This is a genomic window from Fibrobacter sp. (genome assembly GCF_017545445.1).
GTDB lineage: Bacteria > Fibrobacterota > Fibrobacteria > Fibrobacterales > Fibrobacteraceae > Fibrobacter.
Genome location: NZ_JAFWOM010000168.1, coordinates 24,147 through 45,843, shown reverse-complemented (window position 1 = coordinate 45,843; position 21,697 = coordinate 24,147). Strand labels below are relative to the sequence as shown.

Sequence of the window (21,697 nt, the reverse complement as noted above, 5' to 3'; positions counted from 1 at the left end):
CAAAAACGCAAAAATTTTCCATTGACACTTTGGTAATGGGGTTAAAGACGAGAGATGAAAGACGAAAGACGAGAGACGAGTGATAACCCAGTGTTTCACAATTTTTTTACGTTTACATCTACAAGAGGTTGTAATGAGCGAAAGAATCGATAGCGTCATGGAATTGAACGAAATTCCGCTTGAAGAAATTGCAGGCGACCGAGTTGTGTTGCGTCCGCTTAGTAAACCAGATGTGCAACCTCTGTTTACGCTTATTGACGAATCGCGGGATTTCTTGTCTGAACATTTGCCATGGCCGGACGAATGCCAATCGACCGAATACGTTTCGGCAATGATTGAATCATGGGAAATGCAATCGCAAATGGCAAACGGGGCTTGCTGGGGAATTTTTGAAAAGACTCCGAGCGGCGAAGTCGTGGCTGGCTGCATCATGCTCGGCTACGTGCAATGGGCAAATCGTTCTGCAACCGTCAGTTACTGGCTTGGCAAGCGTTTTTGCGGTCGCGGACTAGCAACAGAAGCACTCCTCTTGATGGCTAGCGAAGCATTTGCGATTGGCATCAATCGTCTAGAACTATCTGCATCAGTCCACAACCCGAAAAGTGCCGCCGTCGCCCGCCGTGCCGGGTTCTGCGAAGAAGGAATTTGCCGCGAGTACGAACGCCTCCATGGTCGCTACGAAGACCATATACGTTTTGCTCTTTTAGCCAAAGATTTCTGCTAATTGGCTAGAACCTTTGTTTAACCTCTCCTATTTTATCCAAGCTAATTATTCATGTTAAAAAACGAAAAACCCGATAGCGAACTACCGGGTTTTTCAGTGCGGATGAAAGGACTTGAACCTTCATGCCCTCGCGAGCACTAGAACCTGAATCTAGCGTGTCTACCAGTTCCACCACATCCGCGTGGTGCACCAAATTTTGAAAAAAAACGCGCTTTTGTCAAGGGGTCGCCGCAATTTGGAGTTTATTTACGCAACTCTACGGGTTCATCCACCAAATTATTTCACCGCGTCGTTGATCCAGTCCATTCGTTTGTTCCGCCAATACGACCAGTCATGCTCGCCCTCCGGGTCGAACCGGAGTTCGCAGTCCACCTGAACAGCCTTGCAGAATTCTGTTATCCACGGAACAGTTTTGTCCGACGGGTAAAGCCGGTCCTTGCCTCCCTGCAAAAAACGCCACCGTCCCGAATGCATTTTCATTGGCGACGCAACAGCCTGCGGCTCTCCCAGGAAACCTCCAAAAGAACTCATCAGCAAATGGTCTTCCACCGCCCGACGGCCTTCGAGCGAATAGACGAGCACGCCAAGAGAGCCATCCGAAATGCCTACCAGCGAAACCTTTTCCACAGGCGATTTCCGACGGGCCGCCACGGAATCCAGCGCAGCATCAACAGCGTCAATCATCCCCTTCGTGACCCAATGGTTCTCGCGACAAGCAGAAACGCTCACCGTTATTTTTCCAGGGTAAAGTTCCGCAAAGTCAGCCCCCGCAACAAGCCCTTTCGCACAATTTGAACTGCTCATTCCGCCATGAAACCAGACAACCACAGGCGAAGATGCTGCATCGGCCCACACGTCTGCCCGCACGCTTTGCAATTTTTTTTCTTTGGGCGACTTCTTCGCTTTCTGCAATTTCGTCGAAGGCGATGGATGATCTGGCCACCAAATTCCCGTCGGACTCTGCAAGCCGGAAGTCCCCACCGGAACAGAAAGCGAATCCGAAGCCGCAAACGCAAGCGCATTCGCAAGCAACAGAGCCATTACAAAATAAAACCGCCTCATTCTTCCTCTAATTTTCTCCGGCGCGGCTTATGGAATATGCCAATCAATACAAGAGTCAATCCACCGATAAACATCAAAGAGACTAGGCCGAGTCCCACGAAGCACCAATAAAAATGATAATCAACCGACAACTCTTCCCAACTGAGTTCACCCTCTGTCGAAGCCATCGACTTTACGATATACTTGTCCCCTACTTTCACAGCGTAAATTTCAAGCGGCACCTCGCTTGCGTTCTCTGCCGAAAAGTCGAACCACTCCGCCATGCGGTCGAGAATTTCATCGTCAGCATAAAGAACAAACGTAGCCCCCGTGTCCCCGTTGATTTGGAAGAACGTCTTGTCGAAAAACGGAATGTTCGATCCACCGAACAGGCTAGGAATCGCCGCATAACTCACTTTGCCGTAAAAAACATGATCCGACCACTCGGCAGCGGCAAATCCATATTCAAAAGAAAATTCCTTGGTAATACTCCTTGCGACTGGGTAAATATACCAGAACAGCCAGCATGCAAGGAACATAAAAAGCAGACCGAAATTAATAAAAGCAACTTTACGGACACGGAAAAAAGACATTTTCAACCCTTTACTGTTTAGACTTGAATATAAAGAAAAATGTGGCTAGCAAAAGCACCAGCGACAAAAAGTAAAACACAAGCGGAACATTTTCCGACAAAGAAATTTCTTTCAAGTTTTCCATCTGGAAAAAGTGGAGCAGTTCATCGCTTACGCTAAGAGTCTTGTCGTTATCGAACTGATTCCAAGCATTGCGAAGTTCCAAATTCTTTTGAAGCAACAGTTCCGCGCTCCTTGCAAGCGGCATAGGCAAATCCACCGAATCCGGCCTGACGGCGTACCCCGCTTTTGCGGAATCCAGCTTTCGCATAAGCTGTAAATCGACTTCCGCAGAATTCAATTCCATCGCGATATAGAAGTATTCCAGCTCGGTAAACCACGCCAAACGCTCTGAAAGATAACGGCGCAAGCATGCGACTTTAGCGACAACGTTCGTCTCGAATTGCGAAACAGCAGCCTTGGGCGGCGACGAGAACCCGGCCTGCTCCAATTTCTGAACGCCCTTTTCGAACGAAACCGCCACCTCGCGAAGTGTCATCATCTGCGAAATGACAAACAAAGAATCCACCTCGAAGCCGCCCCGCACCCGCTCCATGGAACGCATCAAGCTCACCTCGGCATACTGGTAATCGCTCAGCGACTTGACGTACTGCGAATAAACGGCGACTTGCGGTTTTTGCGAAACGTAAAACAGGGCCGTCAAACAAATCGTGAGAACAAAGACAAGCCAAACCCATGGGGTTTGTATTCTTTGCTGCAAAGTTTGTGCAATCGATTTTTTTACCTGTTCATTCACACCTAGAAATTACTTTTTTTCTACTTTACGAACAATGAAGTTTTCTATTTCTCTCGCTTTTTTTGCCCTTTTATGCAGTTTCGCCGGCTGTACCGTCGAACGTGCCGAAGAACAAATCATCGCAAGGCACGTCAACGGAGTCAAGAAGACCTCCATCTGGGTCTATTCGGACGGAACCATCCTCAAACGCAACGAATGGTACAACGACGGCATCAAGGAACTCGAAATACCGTACAAGAACAACATGCCCAACGGAGAATTCAAACGCTGGACAGGCTTTGGTGATGTCGCTATGATAGGCTCGTACAAGGACGGGCTCCGCGACGGCAAATGGACGAGCTACTACCAGAACAAGAAAGTCGAGGCCATCCGCTATTACAAGGACGACCACCCCGTAGGCGACTGGGAAGGCTTTCACCATACCGCAAGCACCCACGACGAAAAAGTAAAATCCTTCGAAGAACACTACAACGACAAAGGCGATTCCATCGGCATCTGGAAAAAATGGCATAGCAATGGAAAACCTGCTATAGAAAATTCCTGTTTTAGCACAACAGATGCGGGCGTTTTTAAGCAATACGCACCGGACGGAGCCTTGGAATTCGAGCAGAATTGCAAACAAGGTATTAAAAACGGATTGAGCGATTTCTATTACCCGAACGGAAAAACGTTGCAGCTCCGCGAAAACTGGCTACTGGGGAAACTCGACGGGGAGCGCATTTTCTTTTACGGAAACAGTGATATACAAAAGAAAGAATTCTGGAAAGACGGACACCGCGATTCCACATGGCTTTATTTTGATGGCGAAGGAAACGTCATTGCAAAATCCATTTTGCAAGACGACCTGCGAACGGACTTTGGCATTTGTGGCACAAGCAACGGAGACAAGACAACGTATAAAGTTTGTGCAGAATCCACGTTTGTCCGTATTGCAGACGACGACCTCATTACCGGAACGCTCTGGCACTACAAGAAAGGGCACGTACTCAAGTACGAAGAAGTTTGGGACAACGGACAAATTATGGAAAGCCGCAGTTTTTACCCGGACAGCTTGGGTGGCAAAATGGCAAGCGAAGGATTCTGGCAATCAAACCAGGATGGCGACGCCAAGCGGCATGGCATCTGGCGCAACTGGTACAAAAGCGGGATATTGAAAGACAGCCTTACGTACGTAAACGGAGAACGCGTAGGCGACCAGTTCAGCTACGACAGCACAGGCAAGCTCACCATCCACAAGACAGAACACGGCAAGAACCGGCCGGTAATTATGCATCTTTTAGGGGATAGGTGATAGGGGTTAGGGATTAGGATTTATAATCACGGCGAAGCCGTCCTATAAATACGTGCGAAGCACGTGACATTATTCCTACAACCTATAACCTACAACCTGTAACCTATTATCTAATAACGCTCGAAACTTCTATCGACTGCGTGGTACCTTTAAAGTTCCAAGACACTCTGACTTTCACTTGTTTTGCATAGACACGCTGGATCGTCTCGAACTGCGATGATGATTCCGATGTGTAATCAGCAGTCGGCTCAACCGTAACCACCGGTGTGTAAGTCACCTTGGCGGAACCGCCACCCCAACTAGTGCTACGCTCCCAAGAGCGCTCAATAGGATCCACATCGAAAGTCGTCGGTTCGTCAGATTTCGACGGAATAGAAGCGAGTCCCACAGACTTGAGAGAATCTATGACCTGCTGTGCAACATCGACCGCACCATCACGACCGCGAATACGCAATAGCGCATCATGATTTCCACTATGCATGTTCAACACGGCCATATACATAAAACCAAGGACTGCCGCAGCAACCAAGATTTCCGCTATACCAAATCCTTTCTTATTCTTAAAAACATTCGTCATAAATCAATTACCTTCTATAATGAAAGCCAAGCGTCACCTGAATTCCACACAGGAAGAATCATGTTTTTATTTGCGCATTTTACAATTCCACCGAAAACACGATCATCCCCATACTGGATACATAAAGACATCTTGCTTGGTGCCGCAGAAAGCCCTATACGAGGTCTAAAAAAGACCCCATTCGACCAATCACTGTTATCGGAACCTTCATTTTGACAAAAAGATTCAAAAAGATCGTCTTCAAACTCACTCACGCAATCATATCTGGCAGGCGTTTCAAGCACTAAAGAGTCATAAAGATCCGTTTCACATGCGGCGTCTGTATATACAAGAAAAACCGGATTTCGACGTTCCCGATCTATTTTGATGCAAAGAGGCTTGGACATTCTATTGGCATCATTGGCAATGCGCTCAAAAAAAGCTGCGGTATTTTGAGCATAGTCCTTCACACGAGCATTAGCGACAGCACCGGCAATACTCACAACGCCCATTGAAGACAAAATGCCCATAATGACAACGACAACTAAGACTTCTACCAGCGTAAAGCCTTTCTTTCTAGATTGACCTACCTTCATAGCAAAATCTCCACGCAATAAATCTCCTAAATCTAAGCCAAATCAAAAGTTAGCAATTAAAATCTTTTTTCATCTAGTCCACTCCATAATATATATTAATGGAACCCAAAAGTAAATATTTGCAAACAGAAAATAATTTTTAGAGAAAAATGTGATAAAAACCATAAAGGTTTTCCATTTTATTTGATTTAAAAGCCTCAAAATTTGCTATATTCTGCATGCACAACCTGCCCAGGTGGTGGAATGGTAGACACTGGGGACTTAAAATCCCTTGGGGGCAACTCCGTGCGGGTTCAAGTCCCGCCCCGGGCATTGTTTTTTACGAAGCTTCAACATCGTGAAGGTGGAACATCATGATTGAATTCTATCCGAACAGCATCTACTACCCGCGTGAAGCGGTTGATGAAAAGTTGGCCAAGGGCGAGCTCGAAAAGATGAAAAAGCACTTGATTGACTGGACGGAACGCCATCGTGATGAAATTTGGGAATGCGCCCACGAGGATGCAGAACAGCCTTCTGACGAAATTCTGCTCGACAATTTGCGCGCTCTGCTTCTTTGCAAGGGTTCCCTCCAGCCGGCAGCCGAAATGGGCGCCATGATCCGCGAAATCACGAAAGAAGTCTGGTACCAGAACGAAAACGGTCCGAAGGATCCGCAGTCTATCGCCGTCGATTGGCAGACGAAGTTCATGACCAAGTGGCGCGAAGCCCGCATGTTCGAAGCGTTCGTCCTCATCGAAAAGAACGCAAAGCAGCTCGTCGAAATTCTGAGAAACAAGTAAAGCCGATCTCAGCACTGTGGTCGATGGCAAAGTTCATTGTCGTCTCCACAAATCTTTTTCATGCCCCACATAGTGGGGCTTCTTTTTTGTCAATAACTAATGACTAAGGACTACGAACCAAAAACTAATGACCAATGACTATTGACTAGCTACTAATTCGCATGGAAGCGGATGGGGATCCACATTTCAAGCAGGCCCTGCTTGCTAGGAGGCAGTCGCCAAAAGTATTCGACATGCTTCAGCAGTTTGACCGTGAAGACCTCGTCATCGGAATCCGAGAACATGATTTTGGGGCTATTAAAGCGTCCAAGGCTATCGAGCGTGAGATGCAATCCAAGAAACACATCATCGTCGGATTTTACAGCTCTGTTACTTTTGTGGCGAACCTTGAATTTTTTGAAATACTCCGACGAAAGATAATGCAATCCGGCAGCACGGCCTTCCAAGAACAGTGCAATTTTATTCAAGTCACGCCCTGCGGTATTTTCAATCACATAAATTTCATCAATGGAAGGCATTTCAACACGCCCGTTAAACGATTCCTCAACAACATCCTCTTTTTTTTCTTCTTCGACTTCCACGATGGGTTCGTAATGAGGAATGCTATAGACAAAGTATAGCACCGCCACAAAGACGAGCATAAAAGCGAACATAGGAGCGTTACGTTTCAACATGGCCTACTCGATGGACTTGATGCAAAGCTGCACCGTCTTGGTGTTGTTGTAGTAATTCCAAATGGGTTCGAAAACGACAGTCACCGGACGGGAACGCCCAAGCAAAGCCTTGCTCTTGCGAAGCCCAAAAGCAATAGCCGGATATACAGCACTCCCCGCCTGAGAAATTTCCATCTGCAAATGGCCACCGCGCAGTTCACGCACCCGATGCACTGTAACGCCTTCCGCACGGAACACTGGATACGGGAAATTACCGCCAAACGGTTCGAGCAAGTCGATGAATTCGAGAATCGAACGTTCACGGACAGGGAATCTTCCGCTCGGGACTCGCGTTTCTACAGTCAATTCACGGAGAGCAATTTTGATGTCGTAGGGGTACGATTCATCCACGTCAATGATTTCGCCCGTGTAGCCTTGATCTTTTGCAGACTGCAACAATCGACCGCGCAGTTCTTCTATTTTTGCAGATTCGAGCGAAAAGCCAGCCGCATTCGCATGTCCGCCCCAACGGTCGAACAGGTCGCGGCTTTCAAAGAGAGCCTTATGCCAGTTGAATCCGGGAACAGCACGGGCACTCGCATGCGCCATGCCGTCGATAATCGAAAGCACCGCAGACGGCCTATGGAATTCCTGCGCAAGCTTTGCCGCGACAATGCCAATCACGCCCACATGCCAATTTTCACCGGCAACCACAATGACCGTCGGGACGGTATCGCCGTAAAGCGACTTGACCTGTTCCATCGCCATTCCGGTGATTTCGGCTTCTTTTTCCTTGCGGAGCGTGTTCCACTTTTTGAGTTCTTCCAGAAGCTGCGGAGCCTCGCTCTTATTTTCGCACAAAAGAAGTTTAAGGGCCGGGTCCGGGCGTTCCATGCGGCCAGGAGCATTCAGGAGCGGAGCGAGCTTGTACATCACGTCGATGCCGCCCACGCAGCTGTGCGGTTTCATGAGGGAGGCGTACATTTCTTGCACACCAGGCCAGCGGCTATTCTTCAAACAATCCAACCCCGAACGCGTAAAGTAGCGGTTTTCGGGAGTCATCTGCACCAAGTCCGCAAGCGTCCCGAGAGCGACCAAGTCCAAATATTCCACGGGGTTCGGCTTTCCGAGGCGGCTGAACAAGGCACAGATAAACTTATACGAAACACCGACACCGCAAAGTTCAGGATTCGGGTAATCATCGCCATCCTGGTGCGGGTCCAAGAGCACATCGCTCACGGGCAGTCCATCGCCCGACGGTTGGTGATGGTCCATGACCATGACCGCCATGCCCAGTTGCTTGGCGTATGCGATTTCCACATTCGCAGTAATGCCGGTATCCACGGTAATCAAGTTACGGGCGCCAGCAGCGTACATTTCATCCACGGCAGCCACAGAAAGCCCGTAGCCGTCGCCAAAGCGGTTTGGCAGTCGCCATTCCGATTCGACGCCCACCATTTTGAGGCAACGCGTCAAAAGTGTGACCGAGGTCATACCGTCCAAGTCGTAATCGCCAAAAATGAACACACGCTCGCCGCGTTCGCGGACCGCGAGAATCCATTCCACAGCCTTGTCCATACCCATCATGAGGAACGGGTCGTGCACATCGCATTCGCTGGAACACAGCATGTGGTACGCATCGGCCACCGTCTTAATGCCACGCGAAACGAGGAACCTCGCCACCGCATGCGGAATCTTTAACGTAGAGGACAAAGTTGAGGCGACAAGATCTTCCATTTTACTTGTAGCCTTCAAAAAGTTTCATGGCAAGATTCTGGAGGCACATGACTGCCGCCATACGTCTTGAGGCAATTTGCGACATCGTTTCCTGGACGCACACAAGCCCAAGTTCCAAAGCCGAAGCTCCCACCTGCGGATAGCGTTCAAGATTCACGCGGCTTGTAGCATCAGGAATGCGGAGCGGAGCACCCGATTGTTGGCGCAGCAAGTCCGCAATCAAGAACGACAGGACCTCCAAGAAGCGGTTCACGATCGCCGGGTCTTCGAGGCCGGAATCATCCAGTTCAAAGAACAAGTCCGTGTAATCTTGCGAAAGCGATTTCTCGATAAAATCGACAGCGAGTGAGCACCACGCCTTCGCATGTTCCGCATAGTAAAGGGCCATGCCGGGAGAACCCACCGCAAGCCCAACCACGTCATCGGTCAGAGTCGATTCGTCAAATTCTTCGCCGCCCACGCGGGCAGCTTCCTTGCGGACTTCGTCATCCGTCAATGGCGGCAAATGCAAAGCCAAACAACGCGAACGGATGGTCTGCAAAAGTTTTTCGCGGGACGAGGTCGTCAAAATGAAATACGTGTTCGGCGGAACTTCTTCGAGCGTCTTGAGGAACGCGTTTGCCGCAGAATCGTTCATGCGGTCGGCTTCTGCAATAATCACCACGCGGACGCGGTCGCCCTTCATCGCAAAAGAGGCGGTCATCGTGCGGATGAGTTCCACCGAAATAAGGGCGCCGGCGCTGAAAATATCGACGCGGTACGGGTTCTTCGTAATTTCTTCGATGTACGCCTGCTTGAAGTCCTGGATCGTCTTAGCGGAACTCCCGGCAGAGACATCAGCTGCATTGCGGGCGCTCGCTTCTTTCGCTTCCATCGGCACGACCCAGTTGTCCGTCACGCCGGTATCGGCGGCCATCTTGCAGCCGAAGCATTTTCCGCAGGGACGAACGCTTGCATTCGTGCACTGCAACGCCTGGGCAATTTCCATCGCCAAGGCCTTTTTGCCAATGCCTACAGGACCGTCGATTAGAATCGACTGCGGGAACCGGTTCTCACGCAACGCCGACATAAGACGAATGCGAATTCGTTCCTGGGAGGCGGGACCATTCAAGCGATATTCTATCATTTTTGCTTCAACCATTGCAATGGGTCCACGGTTTGTGTCCCTTCGCTTACTTGAAAGTACAATTTAATTCCATTTAACGAAGCGATATCGCCCACTTCTCCAATTTCCTCGCATTTCTTGACACTTTTGCCCTCTTGGACGTGAATTGCTTTCATGTGACCATAAACTGTGTAGGTTCCGTCCTCATGTTCGATGATGACGGAGGGGCCGCGACCGTCAATTTCGGAGACCATCGCCACGGTTCCGGCAGCAGCGGCGCGGATGCGGCCACCGCGTTTTCCGCGGATTTCGACACCCAAGTTACGCGTCATGATGTGGAGCACCGGATGTTCCTGCAAGCCGTATTCGCTGATAATCGGGCCTTCCATGGGCATGCACTTCGGGCCTTTGAACGGCAACGCCTGAACCGTCTTTTTCGCCGTTTCGCTCTGGCGACTCTTCTCCGCTTCGCGTTTCTTTTCGGCCTGACGCTTTTTCTCGGCTTCACGTTCCTTTTTCTTGAGGGCGGCAAGGCGGGCCGCTTCAGCTTTTTTCGCTTCTTCGATTTCGCGCTTGCGGCGTTCTTCGAGCTTTTTCAAAAGAGCGAGCATCGTCTTCTGGTTGCGTTCAAATTCCTTGAGGGCCATGCGTTGCAAAGCCTTGTCCTGCTTGAGGGAATTGAGCACTCGCGACTGTCCGTTCATCTGCGCCACAAGACTGCGTTCTTCGACCGCCTTGCGGGAGCGGAGTCTCGTGAGTTCCGCCAAATTTTTTTCTTGAGCCTGTTGCTTTTGCGTGCGTTCCGCGACAAGACTGCGAAGAGTTTCTACATCCTCGTGGTCGCGGTTCAACAAGTGATGAACCCAATAAACTTCACGCTCCGGGTTTCCGTTCTTGGTCAAGAGATCAAATAAAATTTCGGCATCGCTGCTACGGCCATGTACATACAAATTCCTAATTCGCTTTCGCATGGCGCGTTTGCGGTCCTTGATTTTGTGATCCAGCGAGTCAATATCTAGTACCAATTGCTTCACCGCATCTTGCAGCATATCTTCGTTTTTCGAAAGCGCCGACAAGTACGAACGCGTGCGGTTCAAGTTCTGGTCCAAGAGCGAAATCGTGTTCAAAACACCCTTTTCTTCGGTCTCAAGCACAGCAAGTTCTTCTCGCTTTTTCGCCAAATCGACTTCCAGCTTTTTCAACGCATTCTTTTGTTCGTCAATCTGGGCATCCGTCTTCTTGGGAGCGGCAACAGCAGATACCGTCGCTAAAGCCACAACGGCCAAAACGAAACTCAAGAAAGAGAACAACCGAGAAACAAGGCGCATTATTCCTGCTCACCCTTCTTTTCGAACAAGAAACTACGCACCGTGCGGAAACTAAAGTAGCCCGCAAGAGTCGTTTCGAGAAGCACCGTAAAAAGGGCGACGATTCCAAAATACGTAACGCCGCTTGCAGCAATCGGGAACGTTTGCACGATCGACTTGATAACAAGGCCAAGCAAGATAATTGCAACTCCGCTACCGACAAATCCTTGAGCCGCCCCTTCCAACACGAACGGGAACTCGATGAACATGTAGCTTCCTCCGGCGTACTTCATGTTTTCGACCAAGAGCTTACGGGACAAAAGCGAAAGACGCACCGAGTTGCAAATGATGAGCGAAAGCGCGATAAGCAAAAGGATGCTGATGCAAACCGGCCAGAAAATCATCTTGAATTTCCAAGTGGCAATGCGCGTGGCCCATTCTATCGGAGCCTGGACTTCTTCAAAGTATGATTCTTCAGCAATCGCATGGCGCACTTCGGAAAGGTCCTGCGGGTTACGGGCCTCGCTGCGGAGCGACACCCGGAAAAATGCCGGGATGGGGTTCCCTTCGACAAGTTCCAGCATGTCCGGCGAAAAATGGTTGCGGAAATCCGCCAGCGCAGAATCCGCACTTACGAACGATACCGATTCCACATGGCGGGTATGCTCCAATCGCGTCTGGATAGCCGCAACGGAATCCGCAGGAACATGATCGTTCAAGAACGCCTCGATGACGTACAAGGATTTCTCCGCAGAGATGAGCTTGAACGAAACGCCTAAAGCCGTAAAGGACGCCGCCAAAAGGAGCGAGCACAAGAAAATCGTCAAAAGGGACGGGAGGATCACCGTGCGGTGCTGCTTCCATCCACGGAAAGATTCCGATATTAAGTAACCTAATTGTCCGAACACGGTTGGAATATAATTAAATTTAATGAGGTTCTTTATGGGGCTTTTATGGGAAACATCATATTAAAGATTACCGCACTGATATGCGCGATGGCCCTCTGGTTCTACGTCATCTCGCTGAAGGACTTCCAACTGACGATGGAAGTTCCGCTCACGTTCGTGAAGTTGCCCGAAGCTTTAGCGATTGCGTCTAAACCGCCCAGCACCGTTTCCGTGACCGTCGAAGGAAAGCCCCTCGATCTTATCCGCTTGCAATCGCAGAAGCAATCGGCCATGGTCGTCGATATGCACAACGCGGAACTCGGTTCCAAACGCATCCACCTAGACGCAAAGAATTTCGTCGCCCCGAACTTTTCGTCAGTCCACTACATCGAACCCGACAAGCAGTACCTCTTCATCGATGTCGCTGTCGATACGAAAATCGAACGCAACATTCCCATCAAGAACAACGTCGTCTTCAACGCAGCTCCAGGTTACGTTATCGTTCAGCCGCCCAAGCTCATGCACGAATTCCTCAAGGTCGCCGGAGCCCGTAACGCACTCACTCGCATTATCGACATTCCTACGGATTCCATGTTCATCGACAGCCTCAAGGTCAGCCAGACGTATTCTGTACCGCTCATCACCGATCAACTTCCGCAGTTTGTGACGCCTAGCGATTCCGTGGCAAAGATTTTTGTCGATGTCCAAAAAATCACATCCAAAGAATTCAAGGATATTCCTGTACAACTTATCGGCTTCTACGACCGTGCTTTGAACACGCTCTCCCCGCAAACTGCGACCGTCGAAATTACCGGCGGCAACCAAACCCTTGACGCCATCAAGTACAACGACATCGAGCTTTTCATCGAATACAACCGCTTCGCCATCGAAGACGCCGACAGCCTAGCCCCGACCATCAAGCTGACTTTGCCGCCTAATGTAGATCGCGACATGTCCATCAAGGCCGTTGTCGTCAAGCCCGACAAGATCAGGCTCATCAAGACACAAACCGACGACGAAGACAAAGACGAGGAATACGGAATATGATTTGGCTTGGAATTGAATCCAGCTGCGACGAAACTGCATGCGCCGTTTTGCAAGACGACCCGCTCAAAGTTCTCTCTAATCCACTCTACAGCCAAATTGACGAACACGCTTTGTACGGCGGAGTCGTTCCCGAAATTGCAGCGCGTGCCCATCTGCAAAAAATCGCCCCCATTGCCGAAGCCGCCGTCAAGGAAGCAGGCATCGAACTCAAGGACATCGACGCCATCGCCTACACCACGGGCCCAGGCCTTATGGGACCGCTTCTCGTCGGCGCAAGCTTTGCCAAGGGCCTCGCCCGCGATTTGAACATCCCAGCTTACGGCATGAACCACCTCGAAGGCCACCTCGCCGCCGCATGGCTCAGCAATCCGGACATCGAACCGCCGTTTTTGACGCTCACCGTTTCGGGCGGTCACACGGAACTCGTGATGGAAGAACCGGGATTCAAATACACAAGCATCGGACGTACCCGCGATGACGCTGCCGGCGAAGCGTTCGACAAGTGCGGCAAGCTCATTGGACTCAAATACCCGGCAGGCGCAACGATTAGCCGCCTCGGCAAAGACAAGAACCGCAAATTCGTGGAATTTCCGCGTGCACTCCATACGCACGACAACTGCGAATTTTCGTTCAGCGGTTTAAAGACCGCCGTGCTCCGTTACACAGAAACTCACGACCCGCAATTTATTCAAGATAATTTGGGCGATATCTGTGCCTCGCTCGAAGATGCGATTGTCGATAGCTTAGTTTCAAAGACCATCAACGCTCTTAAGAAAACCAAGATGAAAACTCTTGTCATGGGCGGAGGCGTAAGTGCGAACAGTTGGCTCAGAACCCGTTTGCAGGACTACTGTGACAAGAAGGGAATCCGCTTTTGCGTACCGGACCGCAGCCTGAGTACAGACAACGGAGCGATGATCGCCGCCGCCGCTATCCGCCGCAAGTTGCAAGGAAAGCTCGAATCCATCGATGTCGTAAAGCCGTGGATGCCACTCGCATTGTAGGTTTTAGGTCTTAGGTTGTAGGCAGTAGGGACATAGACGAGAGAACGGCGCTACGCGCCTACAGACGAGAGACGAAAGACTCGTCATCCTGAGCATCGCGAAGGATCCAGTGATGTTTTTAGTTGGTAGAGCTTAGAACTTAGAGCTTAGTAGGAAGTAGGCGGTAGGAAGTAGGAAGTATAAACGTCATCCTGAGCATCGCGAAGGATCCAGTGATGTTATGGGCAAGTGGGCTATGGGCACGGCGCTGCGCGCCTATGGGGTATGAGGTTTAGTGGGTAGAGCTTAGTAGGCGGTAGTTTATAAACGAGCTATATAATACTCTTCGTATGACAAAAGCGTATCATAATAGTCGTATACCCTTATTCGCCGCGTTTTTGAGTATGCTTTTTTACTTTCTCTGTGTTTTTTCGTGAATTTTCATTGTATATTGTAAATATGATTTTATTGTGTAAACATGTAGTAATGTTCCTTCTCGCAGCCGTGGTTCTCTGCGGAGCTCAGGATTTGAGCAAACCCGTAAGCGATGTTGACGTATTCCGCCCCGAAAAACGTGAAACGAAAGTCGAACTCGTCGATTCGAGCAGTGCCAATTCCATTAAGTTGAACGTCGATATTTTTGGAAGCTTGGACGTGCAGTCGTACTACATCCTGTGGGACAACATCGACCTTTCCGAAGACATGAAAAAACTCATGTCCACCCGCGATTTTGCCAGCGACGAATTCTTTATGCAGAACATCGACCGCGAGCAGTTCGAGCAAGAACGCATGTTGCAACTCTTCGAAGACCGAAAGCGTGAATTCTTCAACATCTTCCCTGAAGAAGCCCTCAAGGAACTGCAAGAAAAGCAAGCCGACGAGTAGGTGTTAGGTTGTAGGTTTTAGGGATTAGGAAATACGCTCTTCGCAAACAACTAATGACCATTGACTAACGACTAAGCAAATGTTTTCGCAAGAACGTCCATTCACCGATTGGAAACTCACAGGATTCGGCGATGCGCCAGCCTTCCTTTTTGAAACCATAGGCAGCACGCACAAGCTCATGAAGTCCATGACCGCATCAGGAGAAATCGAACCGGGGACACTCTTTGTCGCTGATTCGCAAAGCGATGGGCATGGCCGTCACGAACGCACCTGGGACTCCCCCGCCGGTAAAAACCTCTACTTCAACATTCTGATTCCACTCGACGGCATCCCAAGCAACCATTTCGCACAAATTACGCAAATAGCCGCACTCACATTTGCAGAAACATTCAACAACATCCAAGAAGACGCAACAATTGTAAGCCGGGATTGCGCAAAATCAAAATGTGCGAATTCCTCAAAAATCACAGTCAAGTGGCCAAACGACATTCTCTACGGCAAAAGCAAGTTCTGCGGAATTTTAGCGGAAATCGTTTATACACGCGGAATGACAAGCGAAAATGCGCCGCGCCCCGTCCTTTCGATGGGAGTCGGCATCAACGTCAATAGCGACCCCGCCGATTACGCCCACTTGAATCGTGAAGTCACCACGCTCAAGGCAATTTTCGGACATTCCATCAACCGCGAAAAGCTGTTGCAAATGCTCATCGGCAACCTCGAACGCGCCATCGGGCAGTTCAAAGCCTTCGGCATTCGCCCCTGGGTCGATGCTTGGAAACGCATGGACCAGTTTATCGGCGCCCGCGGCACCATCATCGTGAACAACCACTGCACCGATCAAAACCGCGATGGCAACAGTGCTGGAGCCATCAAAAAAACAGGCCGCATCATCAACATGAACGATGACGGCAGCCTGCTCTTTGAATGCGACGACGGAACCATTGAGTCCGTCATATCGGCGGATTTGGAAATTTAACCGCCCGACGAGTTCCGGATAAAAGAACAAAGAGAATCATCCGAAACAAAAAAAATAATGACCAAAAGTACCCTTTTGCACCCACTTTTGGTAAAGATTTGCACAAAATCAGTCCTTTAAGCAGCGGATGCTATACCCTGCATCACTCGAATACCAAGAAAGGTACACTATGTCGCCTTCAGATTGCACAACAAGACCAAAGGATCCACCAGGCCCCGATTGAGTAGCACTCCAGAAGAGAGCATCTCTGCCAAAGCCAGAATGAAAACCGTTGTAATTGGTGCTCCAGGAACCCATAGGCTGTACGGAAAAGCCGTAAAGGTCTGAACCATTGCCGCTACTGCCATCACTACGGACCTTCCAACCCGTCTTAGATTTGAGAGCAACTCCTGCAGTTTTTTTTCCACCAACCTCGACAAGTAAAGCACTCCATTCCACCGAATCAGGCAAATGCCAACCACTAGGACAAATCCCTCGAACTTTGTCAGGGAGCACACATTCCTTGCCATGTCCACAATCTATTCCACGACCTCCATCATACAACGCAACCGAGTCAATGGCAGCAGCCCAACTGTAAAAGGGACCATATTTGGCACAAGTATCTGCAGAATTGTTGTGGCACCAACTCCGGCCTTTCAAACTGGGCGTCTGGACACTATCGGAATAGTTGAGGTTTTGCGCCATCCAAATCTGAGAACCGATTTTTACCGTTTTATAAGTTTTATTATTTCGCAAATCCTTCAAGGTATTTGCCGAAGCATCATATACGCTTGAATCTATCGGAGGCGGTGGAACGTATGACCCATCTTTTATACAACGTATACTCATGCCATACTCTTTTGGCGAATACTCAATATACCCCACATCAGTATTATCCATAAAATAAAGATTAACATAACTATTACTTTTCTTTGTAGAGCCCCAAAATGACGCTAGTATTCCTTGGGAGAAAGACCTTCCATCAGGATAACGCCCACCAGCAGATAAAGCATTGAACGAAAAATCATCCGTGCCATTTCCTCCATTGCTCCAGCCATCCGCAGATTTAAGCTTTATTCCTGCTATCTTTTTTCCACCAACCTCGTCAAGTAAAGCACTCCATTCCGCCGATTCTGGCAAATGCCAACCAGACGGACACGCTTTACTCGCGGCGTCCCACACATAGAGTCGTCCGTATTTGACACAATTTAAAGAATCATTTTCATAGCAGTAAGAATTCTCTAATTCGATATTCATGTTTTCTGCCGTAAAGATCATCGTTCCGATTTTCGTAGTCTTGTAAATTTTGCCGTCTCGCAAATCCGTCAATGTATTGGATGCAGCATCGTATCTGCTCCCAGCATTCACATTAATACTCGAAGACGATTTTACAGAACTGCTAGAGGCGATAGAAGAGCTACTCGACTTAGGACTACGTTTGTCATACAAGCAACGCACAGAAAATCCATTCACACTATCGTCATGATCAAAACCTGCTGTCCCTAGATAAACACCGTAAAGAGGAGACCATGTTCTAATAGATGTCGTGCTCAACCACCACCCCGTCGCAAACTGAGTATTGGTAAAAGAGGATTTTCCTTTAACGGCATCTTGTTTTCCTGCAGGCAATGCAGCAAAGCCATAACTGTCCAAACCATCCCATTCTTTCGACTTCAAATTTTTAAAGTTATTTCCTGTATTGTCTAGAAGTTCTTGAAATTCATTTTGGTTAGGCAAATGCCAACCACTTGGGCAGACAGATTGAGCGGTTTTAGCGTTGTACAAGCGTCCATACATAGTACAGTTAGCTGGTTTATTCGCGTAACAGTAGCTATCGGCGACTTCAATATTCAAGTTCTCCGCCATCCACACCTGCGTTCCAATAGTTGTCGTCTTGTAAGTTTTGCCATCACGCAAATCTTTCAATGTATTTGAAGCTGCATTGTATTCGCTACCAGCATTCATATTCATGCTAGAAGACGATTTGACAGAACTGCTAGAAGCGACAGAAGACGAAGACTTCACAGAACTGGATGATTTTACAGAACTGCTCGACTTTGCCAAAGAACTGGATGACTTTACAGAGGAACTTGATTTTGCAGAACTGCTGGACTTCGCGGAATTTGAGGAGGAAACATTCTTTGCACTGCTGCTCTGAATGACGGAAGAGGAGGAACCGCTCTTTGCACTACTGCTTAGAATGACGGAAGATGATGAGCCGTTCTTTGTGCTGTTGCTCGACTTTGCGGAGTTAGAAGAACATTTACTGGATTTGGTTGATGAGCTTGTCGAATCATCGCATTCGCTCTGAATGACGGAGGAAGAAGATGCGTTCTTTATGCCGCTACTGCTCTGGGCGACGGAAGAGGAGGAAATGTTCTTCGTGCTACTGCTCGACTTTGACGAGTTGGAAGACTTCGCAGAAGAACTAGTCCCTTCGGCAGGCTCAGGGACCTTTCCCGAAGAGCTGGATTCGCCCACATTTTTGTCATTGCGAGAACTCGAAGAGTTCGAAGCAATCTCTGCCTTCACCCACTTGCCGTCCTGACAGACGAGGCTTTTGTCTTCATCGACGATATAGGCCGCTTCACCTTCACGTTTCGAGGTACAGTTCTTGATGTCGTCGTTCGTTGCATAGAATGTTCCCTTGTTTTCCCAACGGCCATCTTCGCACTTGAATGCGACAGAACCATCTTCGACAAAAGCGACTTTGCCTTCAAACTTTTCCATGCAACCCGGCAAATCGTCTTCGCTTTCATAAACATCTTCTGCAGGAACCGCGGCATTACCGCCTTCAGGAGCCGTTCCTTTTGAGTCGCCATCAGTGTCGCCGCAAGCAACGAGAATAAATGAAGGGACAGAAACAAAGAGTGAAAATGCAACAGATTGCACAGTTCGCGAGAACTTTTTTTTCAACATAAATAAGCCTCTGTAAAATTCTACATGTCAAATGTAAACAAAAAAGAAACAATGTCAAGGGCTGCAAAAGCCGCCCCCTTCCATTTCAACCTGCAATAGCAGATTTCTTAAAACAGCTTCATTTACTTTTTAAAATACATGCTGCCCACAAGCGATACGGCAAGCACCACAATCATCGCGGTAAGGCCCATGTCGGCCAGTTCGCGTCGTTCGCCCACAAGCCCCGTTTCCAAGAGAACCACAAGCACGAGAGCGATGACGGCGGCAGTAGCCCCCATCGTATGGAACATCTTTACTTTTTCTTCGTTCGTGAACTTTCCTTTCGGCATTTTAGTAAAGGGCATTGACATCACCTCCCATGCAAATCCAGACAATGAGTCCCACCATCACGAGCGCACTGATGGCGACATTCGCGAGGAAAAAGTCGCGGTTCATCGCATCCAAATCGTTTGACTTTCTGAACAAGTGAATATAGACAATTGCTGTCGCCATAAGGCCAGTCACCGTCCACCAAATCCAGCCCATGCTCCAGAAGAATCCGAACACAACGCAAAGCAAAAGCATCGCCAAGTGGCTTGCAAGCGCAATGCGCAGCGACTTTTCAAGGCCAAAGCGTGCCGGCACGGAATGTAAGCCCTGCTTGCGGTCAATTTCAATGTCTTGCGTTGCGTAAATGATGTCGAAGCCGCCCATCCAAAGCATCAGAATGAACAAAAGAAAAATCGGGAACACGGCAAATTCGCCGCGAACGGCAATCCAAGCTCCGAGCGGACTCATGCCAATCGCAAAGCCAAGGAACCAATGGCAAAGCCAGCTAAAACGTTTCCAGTACGAATATGAGAGCAACAAGAGCCACACCGGGAACGCAAGCCAGCCAGCGAGGGGTTGCAAAAGCGCTGCGAACACCACGAACAAAATGCCGTTCAACGCCAAGAATGCGATCACCGACTTGCGGCTGAGGCGGCCCGCCGGCAAATGGCGTTTCGCCGTGCGCGGATTTTCGGCATCGAACTTGGCATCAGCAATGCGGTTAAAGCTCATAGCGCTGTTACGGGCCGTCACCATGCAAAGCACGATAAGCACAATAATGCGAGCGGTTTCAAAAGCGCTCATATCGCGAAAACCGTTCGCGGCCACCCACATGGAACCAAGCGCAAAAGGCATCGCAAACAGCGAATGGCTAAGCCGAACAAGATGTGTAAATTCGAGAAGTTTATTCATGATTTAGTAGGAAGTTAGAAGTAGGAAGTAGGCAGAGGTTAGTAAACAGTGATTTAGGGAAATGAGAGTAGATGAGACGAAAGAACGGCTCTGCGAGCCTACAGACGAGAGACGAGAGCGGTTCGACGAGTTCACCGACCGAGTGTCATCCTGAGCGAAACCCGCAAGGGTGTAGTCGAAGGATCTAGTTAAGGTTTGAGCATCAGGCATTTTCCCCACCCCATGCACGTGCGACAGTTGCCACTTGCGATGCATCCACTCCCAAGTGTTTTAAAATTTTCGCGACCACGGTATCGACAAGTTCTTCAATGCTCGTAGGCTTGCTGTAGAACTGCGGCGAAGCAGAAATCACTACCGCACCGGCCAAAGTCACGCGTTTCATATTTTCGATATGAATTAAGTTGTACGGCATTTCCCGCGGCACAATCACAAGCGGGCGGCGTTCCTTGAGGCAAACATCCACCGCACGCACAAGCAAGTTGTCCGAAGTACCAGCAGCAATGCGCCCAAGCGTTCCCATGGAACACGGCACTACAGCCATGCCGGCGTAATCAGCACTGCCGCTTGCGCATTCCGCAAAAAAATCATCCACGTTGCACACGTCTTTGCAATAGTCGAAAAGCGCACTTTGGCCCTCGTACTCGAGCACCTGTTTGCCCGGGTGCGTCACGATGAGCGTCACCTCATGATGAAAACGCTGCAAGTACATCGCCGTACGGGTCGCGTAAATGCTGCCGCTTGCCCCCGTCACTCCAAGCACAAACCGACTCATGCGTTCCCCGGCTTGTGTAAGAATACGCCAAACGAAATTCCGCCATCGAACATCTTGACTTTTTTGACTTCAAAGCCGCATTCTTCGGCCATCTTGCAGAATTCATCGACCGGCAAAAAGCGGATAATCGAATTCACCAAATATTCGTAGGCGTCTCGCTTGCCGCTAAAGAATGCGCCCATCACCGGGATAAAAAGCGGGGCGAGCACTTTATAAAAGAACTTGTTGAACAAATTTCTCGGCGAGAAAAATTCCAAAACGCAAAGGTAGCCGCCCGCATCCAGCACGCGATACGATTCCATCAGGGCTCCGCGTGCATCGGGCACGTTACGCATCCCAAAGCCGTTCAAAATAACGTCAAATCGACGCTCTGCAAACGGCATTTTCATCGCATCGAGCTGCACCGCATACGCATCGATTTTTTTCGGTTTGACTTCGGCCAGCATGCCGTACGAAAAGTCGCCAATCACCGCAGGCTCAACGCTAAAGCCGCACGCAGCCCCCTTCGATGACGAGCCCTCAAAAATTTTCCTAAACGTATTCGCAAAATCGCCCGTGCCCCCGCACAAATCCAGCAAGCGGACCGTCCGCGCAGTACCTGCCGCGCATTCAGCATCATCCATCGCATTCCTTGCAATCCGCACAGACCCCGGCGCATTTTCCGACACGGCGTTCGCACCATCCACCGCCATCATCTTTTTCAAACACTTGCAGCAGTACCTACGCCACAGCACATCCTGATAGCAACTCAAGAAATGATTCAAGAAATCGTAACGGCTTGCAATGCCATCGAACATCTTACGCACAGGGCTTATCATATCGCAAAATGTAGAAATAAAAAAGCGAC

At 49.3% G+C, this 21,697-nt stretch carries 22 protein-coding genes and 2 tRNA genes; 8 read left to right on the top strand and 16 right to left on the bottom strand.

The window, feature by feature from the left end:
- The first annotated feature begins 133 nt into the window (after nucleotides 1-133).
- The gene (locus IKG78_RS19290; RefSeq protein ID WP_290946929.1) at nucleotides 134-724 is read left to right on the top strand and encodes a GNAT family protein; all 591 of its coding nucleotides are present in this window, start codon (nucleotides 134-136) and stop codon (nucleotides 722-724) included.
- 97 nt (nucleotides 725-821) lie between these two features.
- Here IKG78_RS19290 and IKG78_RS19285 read toward each other — a convergent pair.
- From IKG78_RS19285 to IKG78_RS19270, 4 genes are all read right to left on the bottom strand, one after another.
- Nucleotides 822-905, bottom strand: a tRNA-Leu gene (locus IKG78_RS19285).
- Between the two features lie 95 nt (nucleotides 906-1,000).
- The gene (locus IKG78_RS19280) at nucleotides 1,001-1,765 is read right to left on the bottom strand and encodes a hypothetical protein (RefSeq protein ID WP_290946927.1); all 765 of its coding nucleotides are present in this window, start codon (nucleotides 1,763-1,765) and stop codon (nucleotides 1,001-1,003) included.
- A gap of 17 nt (nucleotides 1,766-1,782) precedes the next feature.
- Nucleotides 1,783-2,358, bottom strand: coding sequence for a hypothetical protein (locus IKG78_RS19275; protein ID WP_290946925.1), 576 nt, complete (start codon nucleotides 2,356-2,358; stop codon nucleotides 1,783-1,785).
- Between the two features lie 10 nt (nucleotides 2,359-2,368).
- On the bottom strand, nucleotides 2,369-3,154 hold the full coding sequence (locus tag IKG78_RS19270; protein WP_290946923.1) for a hypothetical protein: 786 nt from the start codon (nucleotides 3,152-3,154) through the stop codon (nucleotides 2,369-2,371).
- A 34-nt stretch (nucleotides 3,155-3,188) separates the two neighbouring features.
- On the opposite strand from IKG78_RS19270, the gene IKG78_RS19265 reads away from it, so the two are divergent.
- Nucleotides 3,189-4,445, top strand: coding sequence for a hypothetical protein (locus IKG78_RS19265; RefSeq protein ID WP_290946921.1), 1,257 nt, complete (start codon nucleotides 3,189-3,191; stop codon nucleotides 4,443-4,445).
- Between the two features lie 106 nt (nucleotides 4,446-4,551).
- Here the strand turns inward: IKG78_RS19265 and IKG78_RS19260 are convergent, their stop codons facing one another.
- Both IKG78_RS19260 and IKG78_RS19255 read right to left on the bottom strand, forming a co-directional pair.
- Nucleotides 4,552-5,022: a type II secretion system protein gene (locus IKG78_RS19260; RefSeq protein WP_290946919.1), complete on the bottom strand. Its 471-nt coding sequence runs from the start codon at nucleotides 5,020-5,022 to the stop codon at nucleotides 4,552-4,554.
- 14 nt (nucleotides 5,023-5,036) lie between these two features.
- The gene (locus tag IKG78_RS19255; RefSeq protein WP_290946917.1) at nucleotides 5,037-5,597 is read right to left on the bottom strand and encodes a prepilin-type N-terminal cleavage/methylation domain-containing protein; all 561 of its coding nucleotides are present in this window, start codon (nucleotides 5,595-5,597) and stop codon (nucleotides 5,037-5,039) included.
- Nucleotides 5,598-5,826: 229 nt separating this feature from the next.
- On the opposite strand from IKG78_RS19255, the gene IKG78_RS19250 reads away from it, so the two are divergent.
- Together IKG78_RS19250 and IKG78_RS19245 are read left to right on the top strand one after the other, a co-directional pair.
- A tRNA-Leu gene (locus IKG78_RS19250) sits at nucleotides 5,827-5,909 on the top strand.
- 41 nt (nucleotides 5,910-5,950) lie between these two features.
- Nucleotides 5,951-6,379 (top strand): hypothetical protein, encoded by a 429-nt coding sequence (locus IKG78_RS19245; protein WP_290946915.1) that lies wholly within the window; start codon nucleotides 5,951-5,953, stop codon nucleotides 6,377-6,379.
- Between the two features lie 152 nt (nucleotides 6,380-6,531).
- Here IKG78_RS19245 and IKG78_RS19240 read toward each other — a convergent pair whose 3' ends face one another.
- From IKG78_RS19240 to IKG78_RS19220, 5 genes are read right to left on the bottom strand one after another with little or no spacing between them, the layout of a single operon-like run.
- Nucleotides 6,532-7,053: a hypothetical protein gene (locus tag IKG78_RS19240; RefSeq protein ID WP_290946913.1), complete on the bottom strand. Its 522-nt coding sequence runs from the start codon at nucleotides 7,051-7,053 to the stop codon at nucleotides 6,532-6,534.
- Between the two features lie 3 nt (nucleotides 7,054-7,056).
- Nucleotides 7,057-8,769, bottom strand: a complete 1,713-nt coding sequence (gene recJ / locus IKG78_RS19235; protein WP_290946910.1) for a single-stranded-DNA-specific exonuclease RecJ — start codon at nucleotides 8,767-8,769, stop codon at nucleotides 7,057-7,059.
- A gap of 1 nt (nucleotide 8,770) precedes the next feature.
- Nucleotides 8,771-9,910: an AAA family ATPase gene (locus tag IKG78_RS19230; protein WP_290946908.1), complete on the bottom strand. Its 1,140-nt coding sequence runs from the start codon at nucleotides 9,908-9,910 to the stop codon at nucleotides 8,771-8,773.
- Nucleotides 9,892-11,202, bottom strand: coding sequence for a peptidoglycan DD-metalloendopeptidase family protein (locus IKG78_RS19225; RefSeq protein ID WP_290946906.1), 1,311 nt, complete (start codon nucleotides 11,200-11,202; stop codon nucleotides 9,892-9,894). The genes IKG78_RS19230 and IKG78_RS19225 overlap by 19 nt, the downstream gene beginning before the upstream one ends.
- Nucleotides 11,202-12,089 (bottom strand): permease-like cell division protein FtsX, encoded by an 888-nt coding sequence (locus IKG78_RS19220; protein WP_290946904.1) that lies wholly within the window; start codon nucleotides 12,087-12,089, stop codon nucleotides 11,202-11,204. The genes IKG78_RS19225 and IKG78_RS19220 overlap by 1 nt, the downstream gene beginning before the upstream one ends.
- 45 nt (nucleotides 12,090-12,134) lie before the next feature.
- Between IKG78_RS19220 and IKG78_RS19215 the strand changes: the two genes are divergently transcribed.
- The 4 genes from IKG78_RS19215 (at nucleotide 12,135) to IKG78_RS19200 (ending at nucleotide 15,959) form a co-directional block, all read left to right on the top strand.
- On the top strand, nucleotides 12,135-13,115 hold the full coding sequence (locus IKG78_RS19215) for a hypothetical protein (RefSeq protein WP_290946902.1): 981 nt from the start codon (nucleotides 12,135-12,137) through the stop codon (nucleotides 13,113-13,115).
- The gene (tsaD, locus tag IKG78_RS19210; RefSeq protein ID WP_290946899.1) at nucleotides 13,112-14,119 is read left to right on the top strand and encodes a tRNA (adenosine(37)-N6)-threonylcarbamoyltransferase complex transferase subunit TsaD; all 1,008 of its coding nucleotides are present in this window, start codon (nucleotides 13,112-13,114) and stop codon (nucleotides 14,117-14,119) included. The genes IKG78_RS19215 and tsaD overlap by 4 nt, the downstream gene beginning before the upstream one ends.
- Before the next feature lie 465 nt (nucleotides 14,120-14,584).
- A complete protein-coding gene (locus IKG78_RS19205) occupies nucleotides 14,585-14,983 on the top strand; it encodes a hypothetical protein (protein WP_290946897.1) in 399 nt (132 codons plus the stop codon).
- 79 nt (nucleotides 14,984-15,062) lie between these two features.
- Nucleotides 15,063-15,959 (top strand): biotin--[acetyl-CoA-carboxylase] ligase, encoded by an 897-nt coding sequence (locus tag IKG78_RS19200; protein WP_290946895.1) that lies wholly within the window; start codon nucleotides 15,063-15,065, stop codon nucleotides 15,957-15,959.
- 108 nt (nucleotides 15,960-16,067) lie between these two features.
- Here the strand turns inward: IKG78_RS19200 and IKG78_RS19195 are convergent, their stop codons facing one another.
- The 5 genes from IKG78_RS19195 to IKG78_RS19175 all read right to left on the bottom strand — a co-directional run bounded on the left by IKG78_RS19195 (nucleotide 16,068) and on the right by IKG78_RS19175 (nucleotide 21,647).
- Nucleotides 16,068-18,857, bottom strand: a complete 2,790-nt coding sequence (locus tag IKG78_RS19195; protein WP_290946894.1) for an FISUMP domain-containing protein — start codon at nucleotides 18,855-18,857, stop codon at nucleotides 16,068-16,070.
- Nucleotides 18,858-18,979: 122 nt separating this feature from the next.
- Entirely contained in the window at nucleotides 18,980-19,201 is a 222-nt protein-coding gene (locus tag IKG78_RS19190) for a hypothetical protein (RefSeq protein ID WP_290946889.1), read from the bottom strand.
- Nucleotides 19,188-20,078 (bottom strand): 4-hydroxybenzoate octaprenyltransferase, encoded by an 891-nt coding sequence (locus IKG78_RS19185; RefSeq protein ID WP_290946886.1) that lies wholly within the window; start codon nucleotides 20,076-20,078, stop codon nucleotides 19,188-19,190. The genes IKG78_RS19190 and IKG78_RS19185 overlap by 14 nt, the downstream gene beginning before the upstream one ends.
- 202 nt (nucleotides 20,079-20,280) lie before the next feature.
- On the bottom strand, nucleotides 20,281-20,850 hold the full coding sequence (locus IKG78_RS19180) for a UbiX family flavin prenyltransferase (protein ID WP_290946884.1): 570 nt from the start codon (nucleotides 20,848-20,850) through the stop codon (nucleotides 20,281-20,283).
- Nucleotides 20,847-21,647: a class I SAM-dependent methyltransferase gene (locus IKG78_RS19175; RefSeq protein ID WP_290946989.1), complete on the bottom strand. Its 801-nt coding sequence runs from the start codon at nucleotides 21,645-21,647 to the stop codon at nucleotides 20,847-20,849. Before IKG78_RS19175 ends, IKG78_RS19180 begins: the two co-directional genes overlap by 4 nt.
- Nucleotides 21,648-21,697 lie beyond the last annotated feature (50 nt).